Source organism: Exiguobacterium sp. (genome assembly GCF_020832205.1).
Lineage (GTDB): Bacteria > Bacillota > Bacilli > Exiguobacteriales > Exiguobacteriaceae > Exiguobacterium.
In genome coordinates this window covers 17546-33165 of the sequence record NZ_JAFIFD010000004.1, presented here as the reverse complement: position 1 = coordinate 33165, position 15620 = coordinate 17546, and the positions used below count along the sequence as shown (strand labels likewise).

Annotated in this window: 19 protein-coding genes, 1 tRNA gene and 1 riboswitch; of the genes, 10 read left to right on the top strand and 10 right to left on the bottom strand. The window is 51.6% G+C overall.

What is annotated here, in order from left to right:
- Nucleotides 1-57 precede the first annotated feature (57 nt).
- Complete coding sequence (locus JJU47_RS01260) at nucleotides 58-687, top strand: DedA family protein (RefSeq protein ID WP_228615755.1); 630 nt, start codon at nucleotides 58-60, stop codon at nucleotides 685-687.
- 34 nt (nucleotides 688-721) lie between these two features.
- Here JJU47_RS01260 and JJU47_RS01255 read toward each other — a convergent pair whose 3' ends face one another.
- The 3 genes from JJU47_RS01255 to JJU47_RS01245 are packed head-to-tail and all read right to left on the bottom strand — an operon-like array spanning nucleotide 722 to nucleotide 2786.
- Nucleotides 722-1132, bottom strand: coding sequence for an arsenate reductase ArsC (locus JJU47_RS01255; protein WP_228615754.1), 411 nt, complete (start codon nucleotides 1130-1132; stop codon nucleotides 722-724).
- An 18-nt stretch (nucleotides 1133-1150) separates the two neighbouring features.
- Nucleotides 1151-2329 carry a cation:proton antiporter gene (locus JJU47_RS01250; protein ID WP_228615753.1) on the bottom strand — a complete coding sequence of 393 codons (1179 nt, stop codon included), beginning with the start codon at nucleotides 2327-2329 and terminating at the stop codon, nucleotides 1151-1153.
- Between the two features lie 37 nt (nucleotides 2330-2366).
- Complete coding sequence (locus tag JJU47_RS01245; RefSeq protein ID WP_228615752.1) at nucleotides 2367-2786, bottom strand: GNAT family N-acetyltransferase; 420 nt, start codon at nucleotides 2784-2786, stop codon at nucleotides 2367-2369.
- Nucleotides 2787-2906: 120 nt separating this feature from the next.
- Here JJU47_RS01245 and JJU47_RS01240 point away from each other — a divergent pair, with 120 nt between their 5' ends.
- From JJU47_RS01240 to JJU47_RS01220, 5 genes are all read left to right on the top strand, one after another.
- The gene (locus tag JJU47_RS01240; protein WP_228615751.1) at nucleotides 2907-3467 is read left to right on the top strand and encodes a glycerol-3-phosphate responsive antiterminator; all 561 of its coding nucleotides are present in this window, start codon (nucleotides 2907-2909) and stop codon (nucleotides 3465-3467) included.
- A 37-nt stretch (nucleotides 3468-3504) separates the two neighbouring features.
- Entirely contained in the window at nucleotides 3505-4209 is a 705-nt protein-coding gene (locus tag JJU47_RS01235; protein ID WP_228615750.1) for an SDR family NAD(P)-dependent oxidoreductase, read from the top strand.
- Nucleotides 4210-4316: 107 nt separating this feature from the next.
- Entirely contained in the window at nucleotides 4317-5165 is an 849-nt protein-coding gene (locus tag JJU47_RS01230; protein WP_228615749.1) for an HD domain-containing protein, read from the top strand.
- A gap of 214 nt (nucleotides 5166-5379) precedes the next feature.
- Nucleotides 5380-6369: a sodium:calcium antiporter gene (locus JJU47_RS01225; protein WP_228615748.1), complete on the top strand. Its 990-nt coding sequence runs from the start codon at nucleotides 5380-5382 to the stop codon at nucleotides 6367-6369.
- Nucleotides 6370-6461: 92 nt separating this feature from the next.
- Nucleotides 6462-7523, top strand: coding sequence for a bifunctional glycosyltransferase family 2/GtrA family protein (locus JJU47_RS01220; RefSeq protein WP_228615747.1), 1062 nt, complete (start codon nucleotides 6462-6464; stop codon nucleotides 7521-7523).
- A gap of 26 nt (nucleotides 7524-7549) precedes the next feature.
- Here the strand turns inward: JJU47_RS01220 and JJU47_RS01215 are convergent, their stop codons facing one another.
- From JJU47_RS01215 to JJU47_RS01205, 3 genes are all read right to left on the bottom strand, one after another.
- A complete protein-coding gene (locus JJU47_RS01215; RefSeq protein WP_228615746.1) occupies nucleotides 7550-8116 on the bottom strand; it encodes a 3'-5' exonuclease in 567 nt (188 codons plus the stop codon).
- Nucleotides 8117-8185: 69 nt separating this feature from the next.
- Nucleotides 8186-8518 carry a four-helix bundle copper-binding protein gene (locus JJU47_RS01210; protein WP_228615745.1) on the bottom strand — a complete coding sequence of 111 codons (333 nt, stop codon included), beginning with the start codon at nucleotides 8516-8518 and terminating at the stop codon, nucleotides 8186-8188.
- A 114-nt stretch (nucleotides 8519-8632) separates the two neighbouring features.
- Nucleotides 8633-8705, bottom strand: a tRNA-Ala gene (locus tag JJU47_RS01205).
- A gap of 132 nt (nucleotides 8706-8837) precedes the next feature.
- Between JJU47_RS01205 and JJU47_RS01200 the strand changes: the two genes are divergently transcribed.
- On the top strand, nucleotides 8838-9701 hold the full coding sequence (locus tag JJU47_RS01200) for a GRP family sugar transporter (protein WP_228615744.1): 864 nt from the start codon (nucleotides 8838-8840) through the stop codon (nucleotides 9699-9701).
- A gap of 323 nt (nucleotides 9702-10024) precedes the next feature.
- Here the strand turns inward: JJU47_RS01200 and JJU47_RS14720 are convergent, their stop codons facing one another.
- The 4 genes from JJU47_RS14720 to JJU47_RS01185 all read right to left on the bottom strand — a co-directional run bounded on the left by JJU47_RS14720 (nucleotide 10025) and on the right by JJU47_RS01185 (nucleotide 11931).
- The gene (locus JJU47_RS14720; protein ID WP_409630377.1) at nucleotides 10025-10117 is read right to left on the bottom strand and encodes a hypothetical protein; all 93 of its coding nucleotides are present in this window, start codon (nucleotides 10115-10117) and stop codon (nucleotides 10025-10027) included.
- Between the two features lie 108 nt (nucleotides 10118-10225).
- Complete coding sequence (locus tag JJU47_RS01195; RefSeq protein ID WP_228615743.1) at nucleotides 10226-10849, bottom strand: hypothetical protein; 624 nt, start codon at nucleotides 10847-10849, stop codon at nucleotides 10226-10228.
- Between the two features lie 186 nt (nucleotides 10850-11035).
- On the bottom strand, nucleotides 11036-11560 hold the full coding sequence (msrA, locus tag JJU47_RS01190) for a peptide-methionine (S)-S-oxide reductase MsrA (protein ID WP_228615742.1): 525 nt from the start codon (nucleotides 11558-11560) through the stop codon (nucleotides 11036-11038).
- Nucleotides 11561-11624: 64 nt separating this feature from the next.
- Nucleotides 11625-11725, bottom strand: a riboswitch (SAM riboswitch).
- A gap of 44 nt (nucleotides 11726-11769) precedes the next feature.
- Nucleotides 11770-11931, bottom strand: a complete 162-nt coding sequence (locus tag JJU47_RS01185; RefSeq protein WP_228615741.1) for a hypothetical protein — start codon at nucleotides 11929-11931, stop codon at nucleotides 11770-11772.
- A gap of 116 nt (nucleotides 11932-12047) precedes the next feature.
- On the opposite strand from JJU47_RS01185, the gene JJU47_RS01180 reads away from it, so the two are divergent.
- From JJU47_RS01180 to JJU47_RS01170, 3 genes are all read left to right on the top strand, one after another.
- Nucleotides 12048-13454 carry an amidase family protein gene (locus JJU47_RS01180; RefSeq protein WP_228615740.1) on the top strand — a complete coding sequence of 469 codons (1407 nt, stop codon included), beginning with the start codon at nucleotides 12048-12050 and terminating at the stop codon, nucleotides 13452-13454.
- Nucleotides 13455-13523: 69 nt separating this feature from the next.
- A complete protein-coding gene (gene rlmN / locus JJU47_RS01175; protein ID WP_228615739.1) occupies nucleotides 13524-14585 on the top strand; it encodes a dual-specificity RNA methyltransferase RlmN in 1062 nt (353 codons plus the stop codon).
- Between the two features lie 149 nt (nucleotides 14586-14734).
- A complete protein-coding gene (locus JJU47_RS01170) occupies nucleotides 14735-15616 on the top strand; it encodes an SMP-30/gluconolactonase/LRE family protein (RefSeq protein ID WP_228615738.1) in 882 nt (293 codons plus the stop codon).
- Nucleotides 15617-15620: the final 4 nt, after the last annotated feature.

The window sequence follows — 15620 nt, the reverse complement described above, 5'->3', positions numbered from 1 at the left end:
CGGTTTCAGTTATCGACGCGGGGGTATACTACCGAATATATAATGGAGGTCGATCGTATGCGTGAATGGATGATAGGAATCATCGAGCAGTTCGGTTATTTCGGCATCGCGTTCATGATTTTTATCGAGAACGTGTTCCCGCCGATCCCGTCAGAAGTCGTCCTCTTATTCGGCGGATTCTTTGCCGTCAAGACGGATTTGATCATTTGGCTCGTCATCGTCGCGGCGACGGTCGGGGCGATCGCCGGTGCGATTTTGCTATATGGAATCGGGCTTTATCTCGATGTTGAACAAATTGAGAAATGGACGAAAAAATATGGGAAGTGGCTGCGGCTTGATATCGAGGATGTCCATAAGGCGGACGCCTGGTTCGACCGTTACGGAGGATGGATGGTCTTTTTCGGACGGCTCATGCCTGTCGTCCGGAGCTTGATTTCACTTCCAGCCGGCATGTCGAACATGCCGTTCGCCAAATTTTTATTGTTGAGTACGGCCGGGACACTCATTTGGAATTCGATATTGATTTATGTCGGGATTCGGGTCGGAGAGAATTGGGAGTCGATCCTTCGATATTTAGACGTCTATTCGTACGTCATCTATGCTCTCCTCGCCATCGGACTTCTCGTCTATATCGTTTGGCGGAAGCGACGAAAACAGAATAAATCAAAACGCGCCTCTTCGTTTTGAAGATGAAAAAACGGGTCCTCGTCAGAGGGCCCGTTCAACGTTTCAATTCAGGATGGTCCGCTAAAATTTGCTTACGCAAGCGATGCATCTTCGCGACGATCTCGTCCCGTGTCTCCCGGAACGCTTCGAGCGGCTGACCGGACGGGTCGTCGAGCCCCCAGTCTTCGCGATACGCTGTCGGTACGTAAGGACATTCGACACCGCAGCCCATCGTGATCAAATAATCGAGCCGTTGCGGGATGGCGTCGAGACGTTTCGGTGACTGCCCGGTCGGGTCGAGACCGATTTCGCGTACGGCTTCTAAAGCAAGCGGTTTTACTTCGGGATAATCTTCCGTCCCGGCCGAATGGACCCGGGCGATGTCGCCGAGCAAATCTTTCCCGATCGTCTCGGCCATTTGTGAGCGGCACGAGTTGTGAATACAAACGAACGCTACTTCTACCATTGATCCTTGCCCCTTTCGTCAATCCTGATTTTTATTTTTCTCTTCAGGTAACACTTTCTCCAACGTCTGTTCCGTCTTTTCCGCTAAACTCTCGGAGAAGCGGAATAAGACGATCCCGATGATGGCCGAGACGAAGATGTAGAGACCGACGAACAAGTTGATCGCGCCATTCGATAACGCCGTGAACAAGATTGAGAACTCGCCACGAGGGGCAAGCGAGAAACCGGCCTCGTTCGCCTGCACGCGCGTCAAGCCGTACATCCGTCCGCCGACTCGGCCGACGATCCATTTCGACAACACGCCCCACACGATCAACACGAAGAACAGCGCATTGATGATGACCCCTTGCTCGAGGTTGATGGAAATCCCGAACGAGATGAAAAAGATAGGTAAGAACAAATCGCGAACCGGAACGGTCAACCGCTTGAGCGGCCGGATGTCATGGATCCCGGCGAGCATAATCCCGGCGATGAAGGCCCCGAGTATTTCAGAGAGACCGAACACCATACCGACGCCGGCGAAAAAGAGAATCAAGCCGATGAGCCCGATGCTCGCATCGTCTTGACGGAGCAAATGTTTGACGGTGCGTGGATGACGCATCACAAACTTGATTCCGACGAATAAGAGGACACCGAACACGAGGAATCCGACGAACACTTTCCCGATATCGCTGAAGGCGATCGGCTCGTCTTGAATGATGAACGGTGCGATCGTCAATAAGAGCGGGGCGAAAATATCCTCAAAAATTAAAAGGGCGAGCACGAACTCTTTAATGTTCTCATGTTTGTCTTGATGACGTTCGAGAAGACGAGCCGAAATGGACGAACTCGTCGCGTACAACACCGCCCCGATTAAAAATGCTTTTGGAAAATCGAGTCCGAACGCCATCGCGATCAACATCGAGACGCCGAACGCGAGGATGATGTCGAGGACGCCTGCTTTCCAAACTTGACGCATCCGTTTGACGAGCTCATTGATCGGGAACTTCAAGCCAAGCAAGAAGAATAACAAAATGATGCCGATCTCTCCGGCGATTTTGAACACATCGTTACCGTCCCAGAAGAAACCGACGATGACCCCGATGCCGATGAACGCCAAGATGCTCGGGAAAAACAAACGTTCAATCAATAGGCTGACGATAGAGATAAGGGCGAGTGCCGCGCCGAGGAAGATGATGATGTTGATATCGAGATTCATACGCCACCTCCTACACGGACGAATCGTCGTATCCGGTTTACGCTTTGGGCCATTGGTACTCCATCCCGACTGACTCAGGCCGTGAGTAGTCGAAACCAAAATGCTTATATAGTCCGTCGGCCGGGATATCGGCGATCAAGCTGATGATGGCGGTCTCATCCGCCTCGTTTAAAATCCACTCCATCAAGTGCTCCATGATCAGTTTCCCAAGCCCAAGTCCTTGGCAGTCGGGGTCGACGACAATATCGACGAGATGGAACACCATTCCGCCGTCACCGACGACACGGCCCATCCCGACCATTTCATCGTCCCGATATAAACAGACGCCGAATAACGTATGAGCGAGCCCTTTTTCCGTCGCCGAATCGGACCGTTTCGGCATCCCGGCTTTGACACGAAGTTGTTGATGCTCTTTTGGCGAAGGTGTTTGAATGCGAACTTCGACTTGATTGACCATAAGTTGAATCCCCTTCCACAGTAGATGAAATTATTTTCCCGATATACTGACTGAATAAACCTTGATTTCGCGAGTCGTTGTTATAGATAATGGGACCGTAACATATAAAGGAGGGGTTGGATGTTTGAACATCAGTCGGTCTTACCGGCCATCCGCGATATGCGTGACCTTGAAGTGTTTTTGGCGAGCGCGTATAAGGTCGGTGTACTGCTCGAAGTGCATATGGCAAGGCTTGACGCGGTTTTCCGGATGTTGAACGCCCACGATAAAAATGTGTTCATCCATCTCGATTTGATTCAAGGGTTGAAGGCCGATGAATACGCGACCGAATATATTTGCCAGACGTATGAGCCTTACGGCATCATCTCGACGAAAGGAAACGTCATTATGAGGGCGAAACAAAAACGGGTGAAGACCGTCCAACGGCTGTTTCTGATCGACTCGAGCTCGCTCGAGAAGAGTTATCGCATGATCGAGCGGACTCGTCCGGATTATATTGAAGTATTGCCTGGGCTCGTCCCGAAATATATTCGTGAAGTGAACGCGCGCACCGGCATCCCGGTGTTCGCCGGAGGGCTCATTTCGACCGAGGCAGAAGTCGATGCCGCGCTTGCTGCCGGCGCCACCGTCGTGACGACGTCCGATCGAACCCTTTGGAACGATCGCTACGTCTCGTCGTGAACGTTTTGGGTATAAAAGAAAGAAGGAGGGGATTCTTATGAAACAGACGATGATCATCACCGGAGTCAGTCAAGGGATCGGATACGCGCTCGCGAGCCATTTCGCCGAAACGTATGAGGTCATTGGACTAGACATCGAGACAGACCCGCAGCTTGAAGGCGTGACGTTTTTTAACGTGGATTTAGGCGATCCCGAGTCGATTGCGCAGACGTTCACCGCAATCGCCGAGCGGTTCGAAGGCGCTCATGTGCTCATCAACAATGGAGGTATCGCCTCGCTTGAAAAACCGATGACGGCATTAGACGTCGAGACGTTCAAACGGGTCATCGATGTGAATCTCGTCGGGACGTTTGCCTGCGCCAAGGCATTTTTAACGTTGAACGAATCAGCCGAGTACGGCCGCGTTATCAACATCGCTTCGACTCGGGCGCTGCAGAACGAACCCGATTGGGAAGCGTACGGCGCGTCGAAAGGCGGGATCGTCGCCCTCACGCACTCGATGGCCGTCTCGCTCGCGAACCGGCCGATCACGGTCAATGCGATCAGTCCGGGGTGGATCCACACGTCGAACGAAGCGTTGCGGGACGTCGATCATCTTCAACACCCGTCCGGACGTGTCGGGGAACCGAAAGACATCGTCCGTGCCGTCACGTATTTGATCGATCCCGCGAACGACTTCGTGAACGGCCATAACTTGATTGTAGATGGCGGGATGACGAAGAAGATGATCTACGAGGCGTGACGGAATAGGACCATTGACTTAACTTTTAAGCCGTGATCTGAGTGGTTAGACCTGCTGGAGGGTAAAGGGAGGAGGGTACGGTTTGACATGATAAAGGAGGGTCCGTCATGCACCAACTAGTTGAAGAAGCGCTCCGTTTTGCGGCGATCCGTCACGACGGCCAGTTCCGGAAAGGGACACATATCCCTTACGTGACACATCCGGTCGCAGTCGCCATGCTTTTAACCGAAGATCGGCAATCGATGCCGGTCGTCGTTGCCGGTCTATTACATGATTTGCTTGAAGACACGTTGACCTCGACAATAGAAATTAACGAACGGTTCGGGCCAGAAGTCGCCCGGCTCGTCGAAGCGGTCACCGAGCCTGATAAAAGCCTGTCGTGGGAAGAACGGAAACGGGCGATGGTCCAACGTGTTCACACGCTCGGTTATGATGAGGTCGCGTTGTTCGCGGCGGACAAGCTACATAACCTGCGCTCGATCCGGCTCGACATCGACCAAGTCAGCAAAGGGGTGTGGGAGCGGTTCCGACGGCCGCTCCGCGATCAATCCTGGTATTATCACGAGCTGCTCGAAGCGCTTCGACCGTTCCATTCGACGACAGGACTGATTGAGGCGTTTGAAACGGAGTTGAACTTGCTGTTTTACGGGGTGGAGGAAGAACGGGAAAGAAAACTGCAAAAATTGATTACCGTCGTCACAGACGGCTTTGAAGAAGAGGACTGGGTACAAGAAGCCCCGACACTTTGTCAAACCGCGTTTGAATTGAACAACGTGATGCGGGAAAGGTATCGACAAGAGTCGCCGATCGACTTGTTAGAAGTGACGGCGTTGGCCGAACAGTTGCGTGAGGCCGGACGCCGAGACGACTTCCCGCTACCGGTCCTTTCGGGTTTGAACGAGCTGTCATATCGGGCGGCGCTCACGACCGAAGACGTCATCGCTTTGATGAAGTGAAATGATTGTCAAGACGAATCAACCGTGCTATAGTCGGGGTGAACATAAGAAGGGGAGTAGCGACCACAGTTGTGGTCGATGGGTCGTCATTACAGTGTATATGCACTCGGTCCATCGAGCTTCTTTTAGTCCGCAAGACCTTTTTATGGATGCTTATTTGGCGTCCGTAAAAAGGTCTTTTTTGACGTTTATGAGAAAAGGGGAGATTTTAGTAATGGTATTTGTTTATTTTTTACTCGCGGCTGCCATCACGGTATATGCGGCCATCAAGCTGTCGACGTATGCAGACGTCATCAGTGAGAAGTCATCGATGGGCGGCGTCCTTGTCGGGACCGTCTTGCTCGCGGGTGCGACGTCGCTCCCGGAAGTGACGACGAGTATCTCGGCCGTCATGATCAACAACCCGGACATCGCTGTCGGGAACATGCTCGGCTCGAACTTGTTCAACATCTTTATCCTCGCGATGTTCGATTTGTACTTCCGTCAGAAGCGTCTGTTCAACGAGGCGAGCCGAGACCATCTGTATACGGCCGGCCTCGGCTTGTTGCTCACTGTGCTCACGATGGTCGCTTTAATCGTACGCGTCGACATGACGTTCATCGGCATCGGGGTCGATGCTCTCTTGATCGCCGCCTTGTACGGGATCGGGATCTACTATATTGGGAAACGGCCGAAAGAACCGACGGCAACAAGAGAAGTCGAACAAGAAGTTGTCGCTAGCACGACTAGTTCGATTTCCGTCAAACGGGCTGTCTACGGATTTGCCATCGCCGCCGTCGTCATCATGGCAGCTGGTACGGCGCTCTCGATCACCGGTGACCGAATCGCCGTCGTGACCGGACTCGGATCGAGTTTCGTCGGAAGTTTCTTGATCGCGGCTTCGACGTCGCTTCCGGAAGCGGTTGCCGTATTCGTTGCCCTCAAACTTCGCAACGTGAACTTGGCGTTCGGATCGATTTTAGGAAGTAACATCTTCAATATGGTCATCATCGCCATGTCGGACGTGTTTTACCAAAACGGATCGATCTTGGCAGACGTCTCGGCGTCCCACTTAGTGACGGCCATCGGCATTACGATCTTGTCGATTCTCGTCATGTACAGTGTGCTTCGTAAAGATGTGACGTCGAAAGTCCGGTACGTGTTACCGTCTGTTCTCGTCGTTCTCGTCTACTTCGTCTCGTCTTACTTGATCTTTACCGGATGACCACACGATAGCGTTTGCTATCGTGTTTTTTTTTGGACGAAGGTATCAGCGGTTGAAGCGATGGGTATAGTAGGAAGGAAGGAGGGGTGACGATGCAAATGCATTCTGTAGAGCGGTTAAGTGAATATGTGATTCTGATTCCCGCCTACAATCCCGATCGGGCACTGGTCGAATTGATCCAGTCATTGAAACGAGAAGGGTTCGTCCATGTCGTCGTCGTTAACGACGGGAGCGACGAGACGTGCCGAACGATTTTTGATGAGTTGCGCCCCGATGTTTCGGCGTTGCTCGAGCACGAGAAAAATGCAGGGAAAGGTGCCGCGCTCAAGACTGGGATCGGCTTTATTATCGACCGGTTCCCGGATACGACCGGCGTCATCACTGTCGACGCGGACGGGCAACATCTACCAGAAGATGTTCATCACGTCTATGACCAAGGTGTCCTCTGGCCACATCATCTCATCATGGGATGTCGCGATTTCACCGGGGACGAGATTCCGCTCCGCAGCCGATTTGGGAATCAAGTGACTCGTCTCGTCATGACGATCGGGAGCGGGCTTCGGCTAAAAGACACGCAAACCGGACTACGAGCCATTCCGATCCGTTATGCGCAGCAGCTGCTCGACGTCCCGGGCAATCGCTATGAGTTTGAGATGAACATGCTGACGTTCACGAAACGTCTCCACGTACCTATTCACCAGACACCGATTCAAACCGTGTATGTCGACGAGAACGCCTCGTCACATTTCCGTCCTGTCATCGACTCGATTTTAATCTACCGCATGTTTTTGGCCTATTCTTTATCATCGGTCGCTTCGTTTTTAATGGACATCGGTGTGTATGCGTTATTAATCTTCATATTAAATCCGTGGTTTGAGACGACGCATGTCATCGTCGCCACCGTCATCGGTCGCATCATCTCTTCCTTGTTTAACTATTACGTCAATCGAAAAATCGTCTTTAAATCAAAAGCAAGGCGAGCGATGGTCAAATACTTCAGTTTGGTCGGTGCGCAAATGGCGCTTTCGGCCGGACTCGTGTACGCACTATTTTTTATCTTCCGCGATGGAGAAGTCATTTTGAAAGTGATCGTCGACAGTTTTTTGTTTGTCGTCAGTTATTACGTTCAAAAACGATGGATCTTCAAACGCTAAAAGGCCCGACAGCGTCGGGCCTTTCCTCAATAGGCGAGTGTGCCGAGTTTCACGGACGTATAGCGATGAAGCTCGTGTGGGTCGGCAATGCCCGTCTTTCGCATCATGTCTCGGACGAGCAAGGCACACACACGTGCGTCTTCTGCGGCATCGTGATGGATAAACGGGACGTTCAAATGTTCGGCCATCGTGTTCAGCTTATGGTTCGGGAGGCCGGGGTACAGTTTACGGGACAACTTGACCGTACAGCCGTATTCGATCGTCGGGAACGTGTACAAGTCGTATTTGACGATCGCTTTTCTTAACGCACCCATATCAAAAGCGGCGTTATGCGCCATAACAAGGTCGACGGTTTCAAGCGTCGGATAGAGCTGTTCGAGCACTTCGGGCAGTGTCGGGGCGTCCCAGACGTCGCTCGGGCGAATCCCGTGGACGCGGATATTCCCTTGGTCGAAGTCTTCTTCAGGATTGACGAGCAGTTGGTTCGTCTCGACGACTTCACCGGCTCGAAGGAGACTCCAGCCGACCGAGCAGATGCTGCGGCTATCGCGGTTGGCGGTCTCGACGTCGATGGCTAAAATAGAATGTGGCATAATCGTTCCTCTTTTCAAGCAGTATTTCAACATAAAAAAAGTCTAACATATCGTTAGACTGAAAAGCGATTATGCGGCAGCGAGGTTTCGGCACGCCTCGGCACAGCGGAGGCATGCTTCGGCGCAACGCTGACAGTGGTCCATGAGGTGACGGCCGCATTCAACGGCGCACGTGTCGCACACTTGCGCACAGAGCGCGCCGATCGGTTTAGCGAACGCCGAGTCCGTCTCGAGGGCGTTCAAGGCGAGAGCGCAGATGTCTGCGCATTCTCGCGTCAACCTGATGCATTCTTTCACCATCAATACGTCTTCTTCTTGTAAACTTTTCGAGAAGCAATGGTTGCTCGCTCGCATACAGTCAATGATTGCAGTGATCGTCTCTTCAACCGAGGCACGGTCCATGATAAGTCCCCCTTAAATAATGATGTGTCTTCAAATCATTACCCGATACCGAATCGCTTAAACCGCGCGGATATAACAAAAAAGCCACTTCACAAAAGTGAAGTGACCGATTAATGGAGCATAGCGGGCTCGAACCGCTGACCTCCACGCTGCCAGCGTGGCGCTCTCCCAGCTGAGCTAATGCCCCGTTCGAAAATTATTATATCATCCTAGTAAAACGTTTGGCAATGCCCTTTTTCAAAAAAGATTCAAAAGTTTAAATCGCTGTCGCAATGGGAAAATCAACGGTGATGTTATATTACGAAAGCAGGTGTTTTTGATGGGAATGATTTTATTGGCATTGCTTCCCGCGCTCATGTGGGGGAGCATCCCGCTCATCGTATCGAAAGTCGGCGGCAAGCCGATCCAACAATTGATCGGGACGACGATGGGGGCAATGGTGATGGCGCTCGTCATCTTCCTCGTGTTCAATCCCGAGTTCACGACCGTCGCCGTCGTGACCGGATTCATTTCCGGGATCTTCTGGGCGCTCGGCCAATATTTACAGTTCCAATCGTTCCAGATTCTAAGCGTGTCGAAGGCGATGCCGATCAGTACCGGTATGCAGCTCGTCGGGACGTCGTTGTTCGGTGTCATCGTCCTCGGCGATTGGCAAACGTCGACCGAGCTCTGGCTCGGCTTCTCGGCGCTCGTCTTGATCATCATCGGGGCGACGATGACCTCGTATCAACAAAAGAAAGACTCGGACAGCACCGGGGCTCTGAAGAAAGGACTCCTCGTCCTCCTCGTCTCAAGTTTCGGTTACGTGACGTACGCCGTCTTGACGAACTATTTCGAGGTCGACGGCATCACCGCCATCGTCCCGCAGTCGGTCGGGATGTTCATCGCGGCATTGCTCTTTAGTCTTCGTGAGAAAGACGTCAAACGGTTCGACCCGAAGACGTTCAAAAACATCTTGGCCGGGATCGCCTGGGGAATCGGGAACTTCGGGCTGTTCGTCTCGAGCGGTGAAGTCGGGGTCGCCACGTCGTTCGCCTTGTCACAATTGAACGTCGTCGTCGCGACGCTCGGCGGAATCTACTTGTTGAAAGAAGAAAAAACGACGAAAGAGCGGGTGTTCGTCTTCATGGGTATCGGGCTCATCGTCGTCGCGGGCTTCATGCTCGGTTTCGCGAAAAGCTAAATGAATTTGATTGAGACGGACCAAGTTGCTTGATGCGACTTGGTTCTTTTTTGTTGAATTGGAATATGGACGGTGACTTGTCGTGATTCGAAAGAAAAAGTGGGAAAAAGTAAATGAGAATATACAAAAGAAGAGGCAAGGGAATCAGCATTTCAGATAACACACTCGAACGCCTTTGTTTTTAAGTAGCATCAAAAGAATCGAGGAATAGAGTGTAAGCGGCTCATTCTAAGTTACGTGTAAGTCATCTGAGATTGTTTCCAGGTACATGAATTTTCTCGAGTAGATCAATAAGATTTATTCGTAGTTCTTCGGTGTATGCTTTAATTTCCTAACCACTCTATGTACTTGTAGTCACCAAGTTTGAAATGATAGTACCACTCAGCATCCCAAAACGAAACATAGCCGGTTTCCATATCTTTTGTCCGCTATTTGTAGTTGCCTCCCGAATCTTAATAGGATGTCCAAAATCTTTAGATCCTGATTACATGAACAAAAAAGTATAGCTTCACATTAATTGTTTGCTATTCGTTAATAAATGAATCTAAGAATGGTTTACGCCCACTGTTTGCGGCGATTATGCCAGGGGGCAGGTATTGAATGAGCAGGCTTCGAAGCTCTTCTTTCTCAGATTTACTTATTCTAAAATCGCTAATAGGGACGATTACGCCTTCTTTAGAATCAAGATAATATAAAAAAAGACGATGCTCGTCGTTACCCAATCTTTCAATAGATTCCCAAGTAACTTTAGTGATTTTTTCAATTTGATGATTAATTGAATGGATTTCTATTCCGGTTTCTTGAAAGTGCAAAATTAGATTTCGGGGAAAGCGATTGTCTTTTTTTAAAAAGAACCTATAAATTAAGAGTCTTACAAGATCGGAAATTTTGCTGATAGCGGGCATCATCAAGATGATAAATATAACGCCTCCAAATGCTCCAAGGATAGAAATTATGTCATAGAATGCACTTGTCGATGAAGTCGGTTTGAATAGAAGTGATGCAAAGAATAACCCAATCCAATATACAAAGAAAATTATTGCGATGAGTATGGTGGTCTTTTTTTGTCGACGAGACCTTGTTTTTTTAAGATACTCCTTTTGTAGTGCAATCATATCTTCGTATGTCAATTGATAGTTAATGATCATTAAGGTTCTCCCTCTTTTCTCCAGATTATTTCTATTATTACATTCATCTTGTCTGAAGCCCAATAAAGTCTACTAGGGATTAGAGTATTCATTATTTACATTTAATTCGTACAAGTAATGCCCAAACAGTCAAAAAGACGCGACCCCATCGAAAGGGACGCGCCGGTTCAATTCCAAATATACACGTTAAACCTTTTCTGCCCACGCGACATCAATGAATGCATCACGCCCGGAAATAGCCCGGTCCTCCTTATAATGTTTCGGATTCTTTTTATGAAAATCCTGATGATATTCTTCGGCCGGATAGAACGTATCAGCCGGCAAAATCTTCGTGACGATCGGATCCTTGAAACGCCGGCTCGCCGCAAGCTCGTCACGGCTCTTTTCGGCCGCAACACGTTGCGCCTCGCTGTGATAGAAGATAGCCGGTGCATATTGCGTGCCGCGGTCTTGGAACTGACCGCCGTCATCGGTCGGGTCGGTTTGAATCCAATACAGCTCGAGCAAGCGCTCATAAGCGAACAGCGACGGGTCGAACGTGATCTCGACGACCTCGTAGTGGCCGGTCGTGCCGGTCTTCACTTGCTCATACGTCGGATTCTTGATATGTCCTCCTGTGTAGCCTGATACGATTGATTCGATGCCGGGTTGCTCCTCGAACGGTGTCACCATGCACCAAAAACAGCCGCCGGCGAATGTTGCTTTTTCCATATGCTTATTCCCCCTAACGTGAATTCCAAAAAAAAGCGCCCATGTCATCGACATGAGCGTTTTGTCATATCGTCCAAGGCAGTCGCCTTGCTGGAAGTAGCACCTTGCCGTAGCAGGTTGCTGTGAAGTCATAGAGCCAGGTCTCTCGTTCACTCAAGATATCGATATGTAGTTGGTGACAGCATCATACCATCCCGCTTCAAGCGGCGTCAACGGTTTGGGTGTCGCTTCAGCTTATAGAGCGTGGCACCGACGATGAAACAAAGGAGCACGACAGAGATGAACGTTGCGTACGGGACATCGCTTCCATACAGTTGCAAAAAGAACAACCCGAAAACCGACAGTAAGACGAAAAGATAGGAACGAGACATGTGAACCTCCGTGATCGTTTCTTTTAGTGTATCAAGTCGTTCGGTCTTTGGCGACAAAAAGAGGGAATCGGGCACGAGTGGCGAATACCGGACTATCGACCGAAGGAGGGATTGACATGACAGACCAGATCGACTTGTTAGAGTTAGATATCGAGACCGCCCATCGCGGTTATAAAGAAGGAACGTTCACGGCGCGTGACGTGACAGCATATTACTTAAGCCGTATCGCAGCGTGGAACGACACGCTTCATGCGGTCCTGCAAGTGAATCCGGATGCGTTGTTCGAGGCGGAAGCATGCGACCGCGCTTACCGGAAAGGAGTGCGCCTGCCGCTCCTCGGCATCCCCGTGCTCATCAAAGACAACGTCGAGACAGACGGATTAATGAAAACGACGGCCGGGGCGATGGCCTTGTCGGATCATTTCGCACGTCGAGACGCCGAACTCGTGCGGCGCTTGCGGGAAAACGGCGCCGTCATCCTCGGCAAAGCGAACTTATCGGAGTGGGCCAACTTCTTGACCGAGAACATGCCGAACGGATGGAGCGCTGTCGGTGGACAGACGAAAAATCCATACGGAGACAATCTAGACGTCGGCGGCTCGAGCTCGGGCTCGGCTTCCGCCGTCGCCGCCAACTTGACGCTTCTCGCCGTCGGCAGCGAGACGAGCGGGTCGATCGTGCATCCGAGCGTTCACAACAGTATCGTTGGCATCAAACCGACCGTCGGGCTGATCAGCCGGAGCGGCATCATCCCGATCTCTCGGTCGCAAGATACGGCCGGACCGATGGCGAGAACGCTTCGGGACGCGGTACTCGCGCTCGAAGCGATGTGCGGGGCCGACCCGTCTGACCCGGCGACGCTACACATACCTGCCGGACCGCCGTACAGCACGTGTCTTGACGAAAGGCAGGCCCTCGGGATGCGCGTCGGTTACGTGAAAATCGAGTTGTCCGCCGAGGAGCAGACGCTCTACGATCAAGCGCTCGGGCTGCTGAAAGAAAGTGGCATTGAACTCATCGAAGTAGAGATACCGAACGACGCGTCGCTCGACCAAGGTGACATTTTATATCATGAGTTCAAGCTCGGGGTCGAGGCGTATCTCGCCACGACGTCGCTCCCGTATAAGACGCTCACCGACTTGATCGAGTGGAACACCGCCCATAGCGAGACGATCCCGCATGGCCAAGTGACGTTTGAAAAAGCGAATCAGCTGTCAGGCCGTCTGACCGAGTCCGCTTATTTGAAGCGGCGGTTAGATGACGTCCGATCCGCGAAGACGGACGGACTCGACCGTCTGCTCTCGGAACAGAAGTTGCACGGGCTCGTCTTACCGCATGACTTCAACTATGACATGGCGGCCAAGGCGGGACATCCGACGATCACGATCCCGTACACCGTCAAACAGAGCGGCGCCCCGTTCGGGCTCTCGTTCACCGGGTCGAGTTATTCCGAACGTGATTTGATTCGCCTTGCTTTTGCGTTCGAACGCCATGTGACCCGCCCGCTCCCAGTGAACGCGTAAGAACGTTGCACCCGTCGTCCACGTCCGCTACAATGGTACGTATGCGGATTGAAGAAAGGACAGATAGCAATGAAACCATCTATATACGGGCTGACGTTCGATCAGCTCACAGACGCTTGTGTCGCCTGGGGATACAGCGCGTATCACGCGAGACAAATTTGGGACTCGCTCTATATCGACCGGGTCAAACAAATCGAAGACATCACCGTACGGTCCGAGGTGCGTGAGGCACTCGCGGCCGAATACGTCATCTCGACGCAAGAGTTATTCGTCAAACAAGAGGCGGGTGACGGGACGGTCAAATTTTTACTTAAGCTACACGACGGACACTATATCGAGACGGTTCTCATGCGTCACAAGTATGGCCGATCGGTCTGTGTGACGACGCAAGTCGGTTGCAATATCGGCTGCAGCTTCTGTGCGAGCGGTCTTTTGAAGAAGACGCGTGACTTGACGGCCGGCGAAGTCGTCGAGCAGATCATGACCGTGCAACATTACTTGGATGAAGTCGGCGAAGGGGCCCGGGTCAGCCATATCGTCGTCATGGGAATCGGGGAGCCGTTCGATAACTTCGATAACTTGGTGGATTTCCTCCGCGTCGTCAAAGACGAGCGCGGCCTGGCGATCGCACCGCGGAAAATCAACGTATCGACGAGCGGGCTTGCCGATAAGATTTACAAGTTCGCCGACCTCGATCTCCGCATCAACTTGGCGCTGTCGCTGCACGCGCCGAACGATGCGCTCCGGACACAGATCATGAAGATCAACCGGGCGTTCCCGCTCGACAAGCTCATGCCAGCGATCCGTTATTACGTCGAGAAGACGAACAAGCGGATCACGTTCGAGTACATCTTGCTCTCGAAAGTGAACGATTTACCGGAACACGCTGAAGAGCTGGCGGACTTGATCGACGACATTAAAGACAAGTCATACGTCAACTTGATTCCATACAACCCGGTCAACGAACATATCCAATATGAACGGAGTACGTCAGAAGATATTATGGCGTTTTATGACATCTTGAAGAAACGTGGCATTAACACGGGCGTGCGTCTCGAGCACGGGACGGATATCGATGCTGCCTGCGGTCAGCTCCGCAGTAAGCATATGAACGTCGAAGGTGCAAAATAACGTCATGCTCTCTCGCCTAAATCGGTGAGAGAGCTTTTTATGTGTCTCGCGTCCGCAGATCGGGCGAAACAATTTGCAGATTCATGCATAGACCGGTCCGGCGAAGGGAATAGTCTCTTGACATCAAAGCAGAGAGTGGAGGCTATTCAATGGAGAACGTGAACGCGACATTGTGGATTCGAGTCAGAAATACGCTCGGGGAAGGACCTTGTTGGGACGCCGAACTGAAGCGGTTTTATTGGGTGGATATCGAGGGGCATACGCTCTGGTGGTATGACGAGAAAGAAGACGAGATCTCGTCGTTCAATATGGGACAACAAATCGGATTCGCCGTACCGAAAGTGACCGACGGGGTCATCGTCGGGTTGAAAGACGGCATATATGAGTGGGATGAGACGACGAAAGAGCTTGATAAAATCGTCGAACTCGACGACCCGGAAGGCGTGCTTCGTTTTAACGATGGAAAAGCCGACCCGTATGGACGGATCTTCGCCGGGACGCTCCATCTGGAAGACGAGGACGAACAGGCGACACTTTACCGGTTGAACCGGGACGGCACGACCGAAGAGATGCTGACGAACTTGACGCTGTCGAACGGCTTAACGTGGTCCCCGGACCATCAATTGTTCTACCATATCGATACGCCGACCGAGACGGTCCGACGTTACCCGTTCGATTTGAAGACGGGGACGCTCGGTGAGGGCGAGGTCGTGATCGAATTCAAAGAAGAGGACGGTTTTCCGGACGGTATGACTTCTGATGAAGACGGGCACTTATGGATTGCCCACTTTGCCGGCGGGAAAGTGTCGAGATGGAATCCGGACACGGGTGAGAAAGTGCTTGAAGTGTCCGTCCCGGCCCCGAACGTCACGTCGTGTTGCTTTATCGGCGACGACTTGAATCAACTCGCCATCACGACGGCGCGAGAAGGAATGGATGAGGAAGCGCTCGCGGCCTATCCGGACGCAGGGTCTGTGTTCAAGATCGACACGCAAGTGAAAGGGATGCCGCTTTATCGTTTCGGACGTTAAGGAG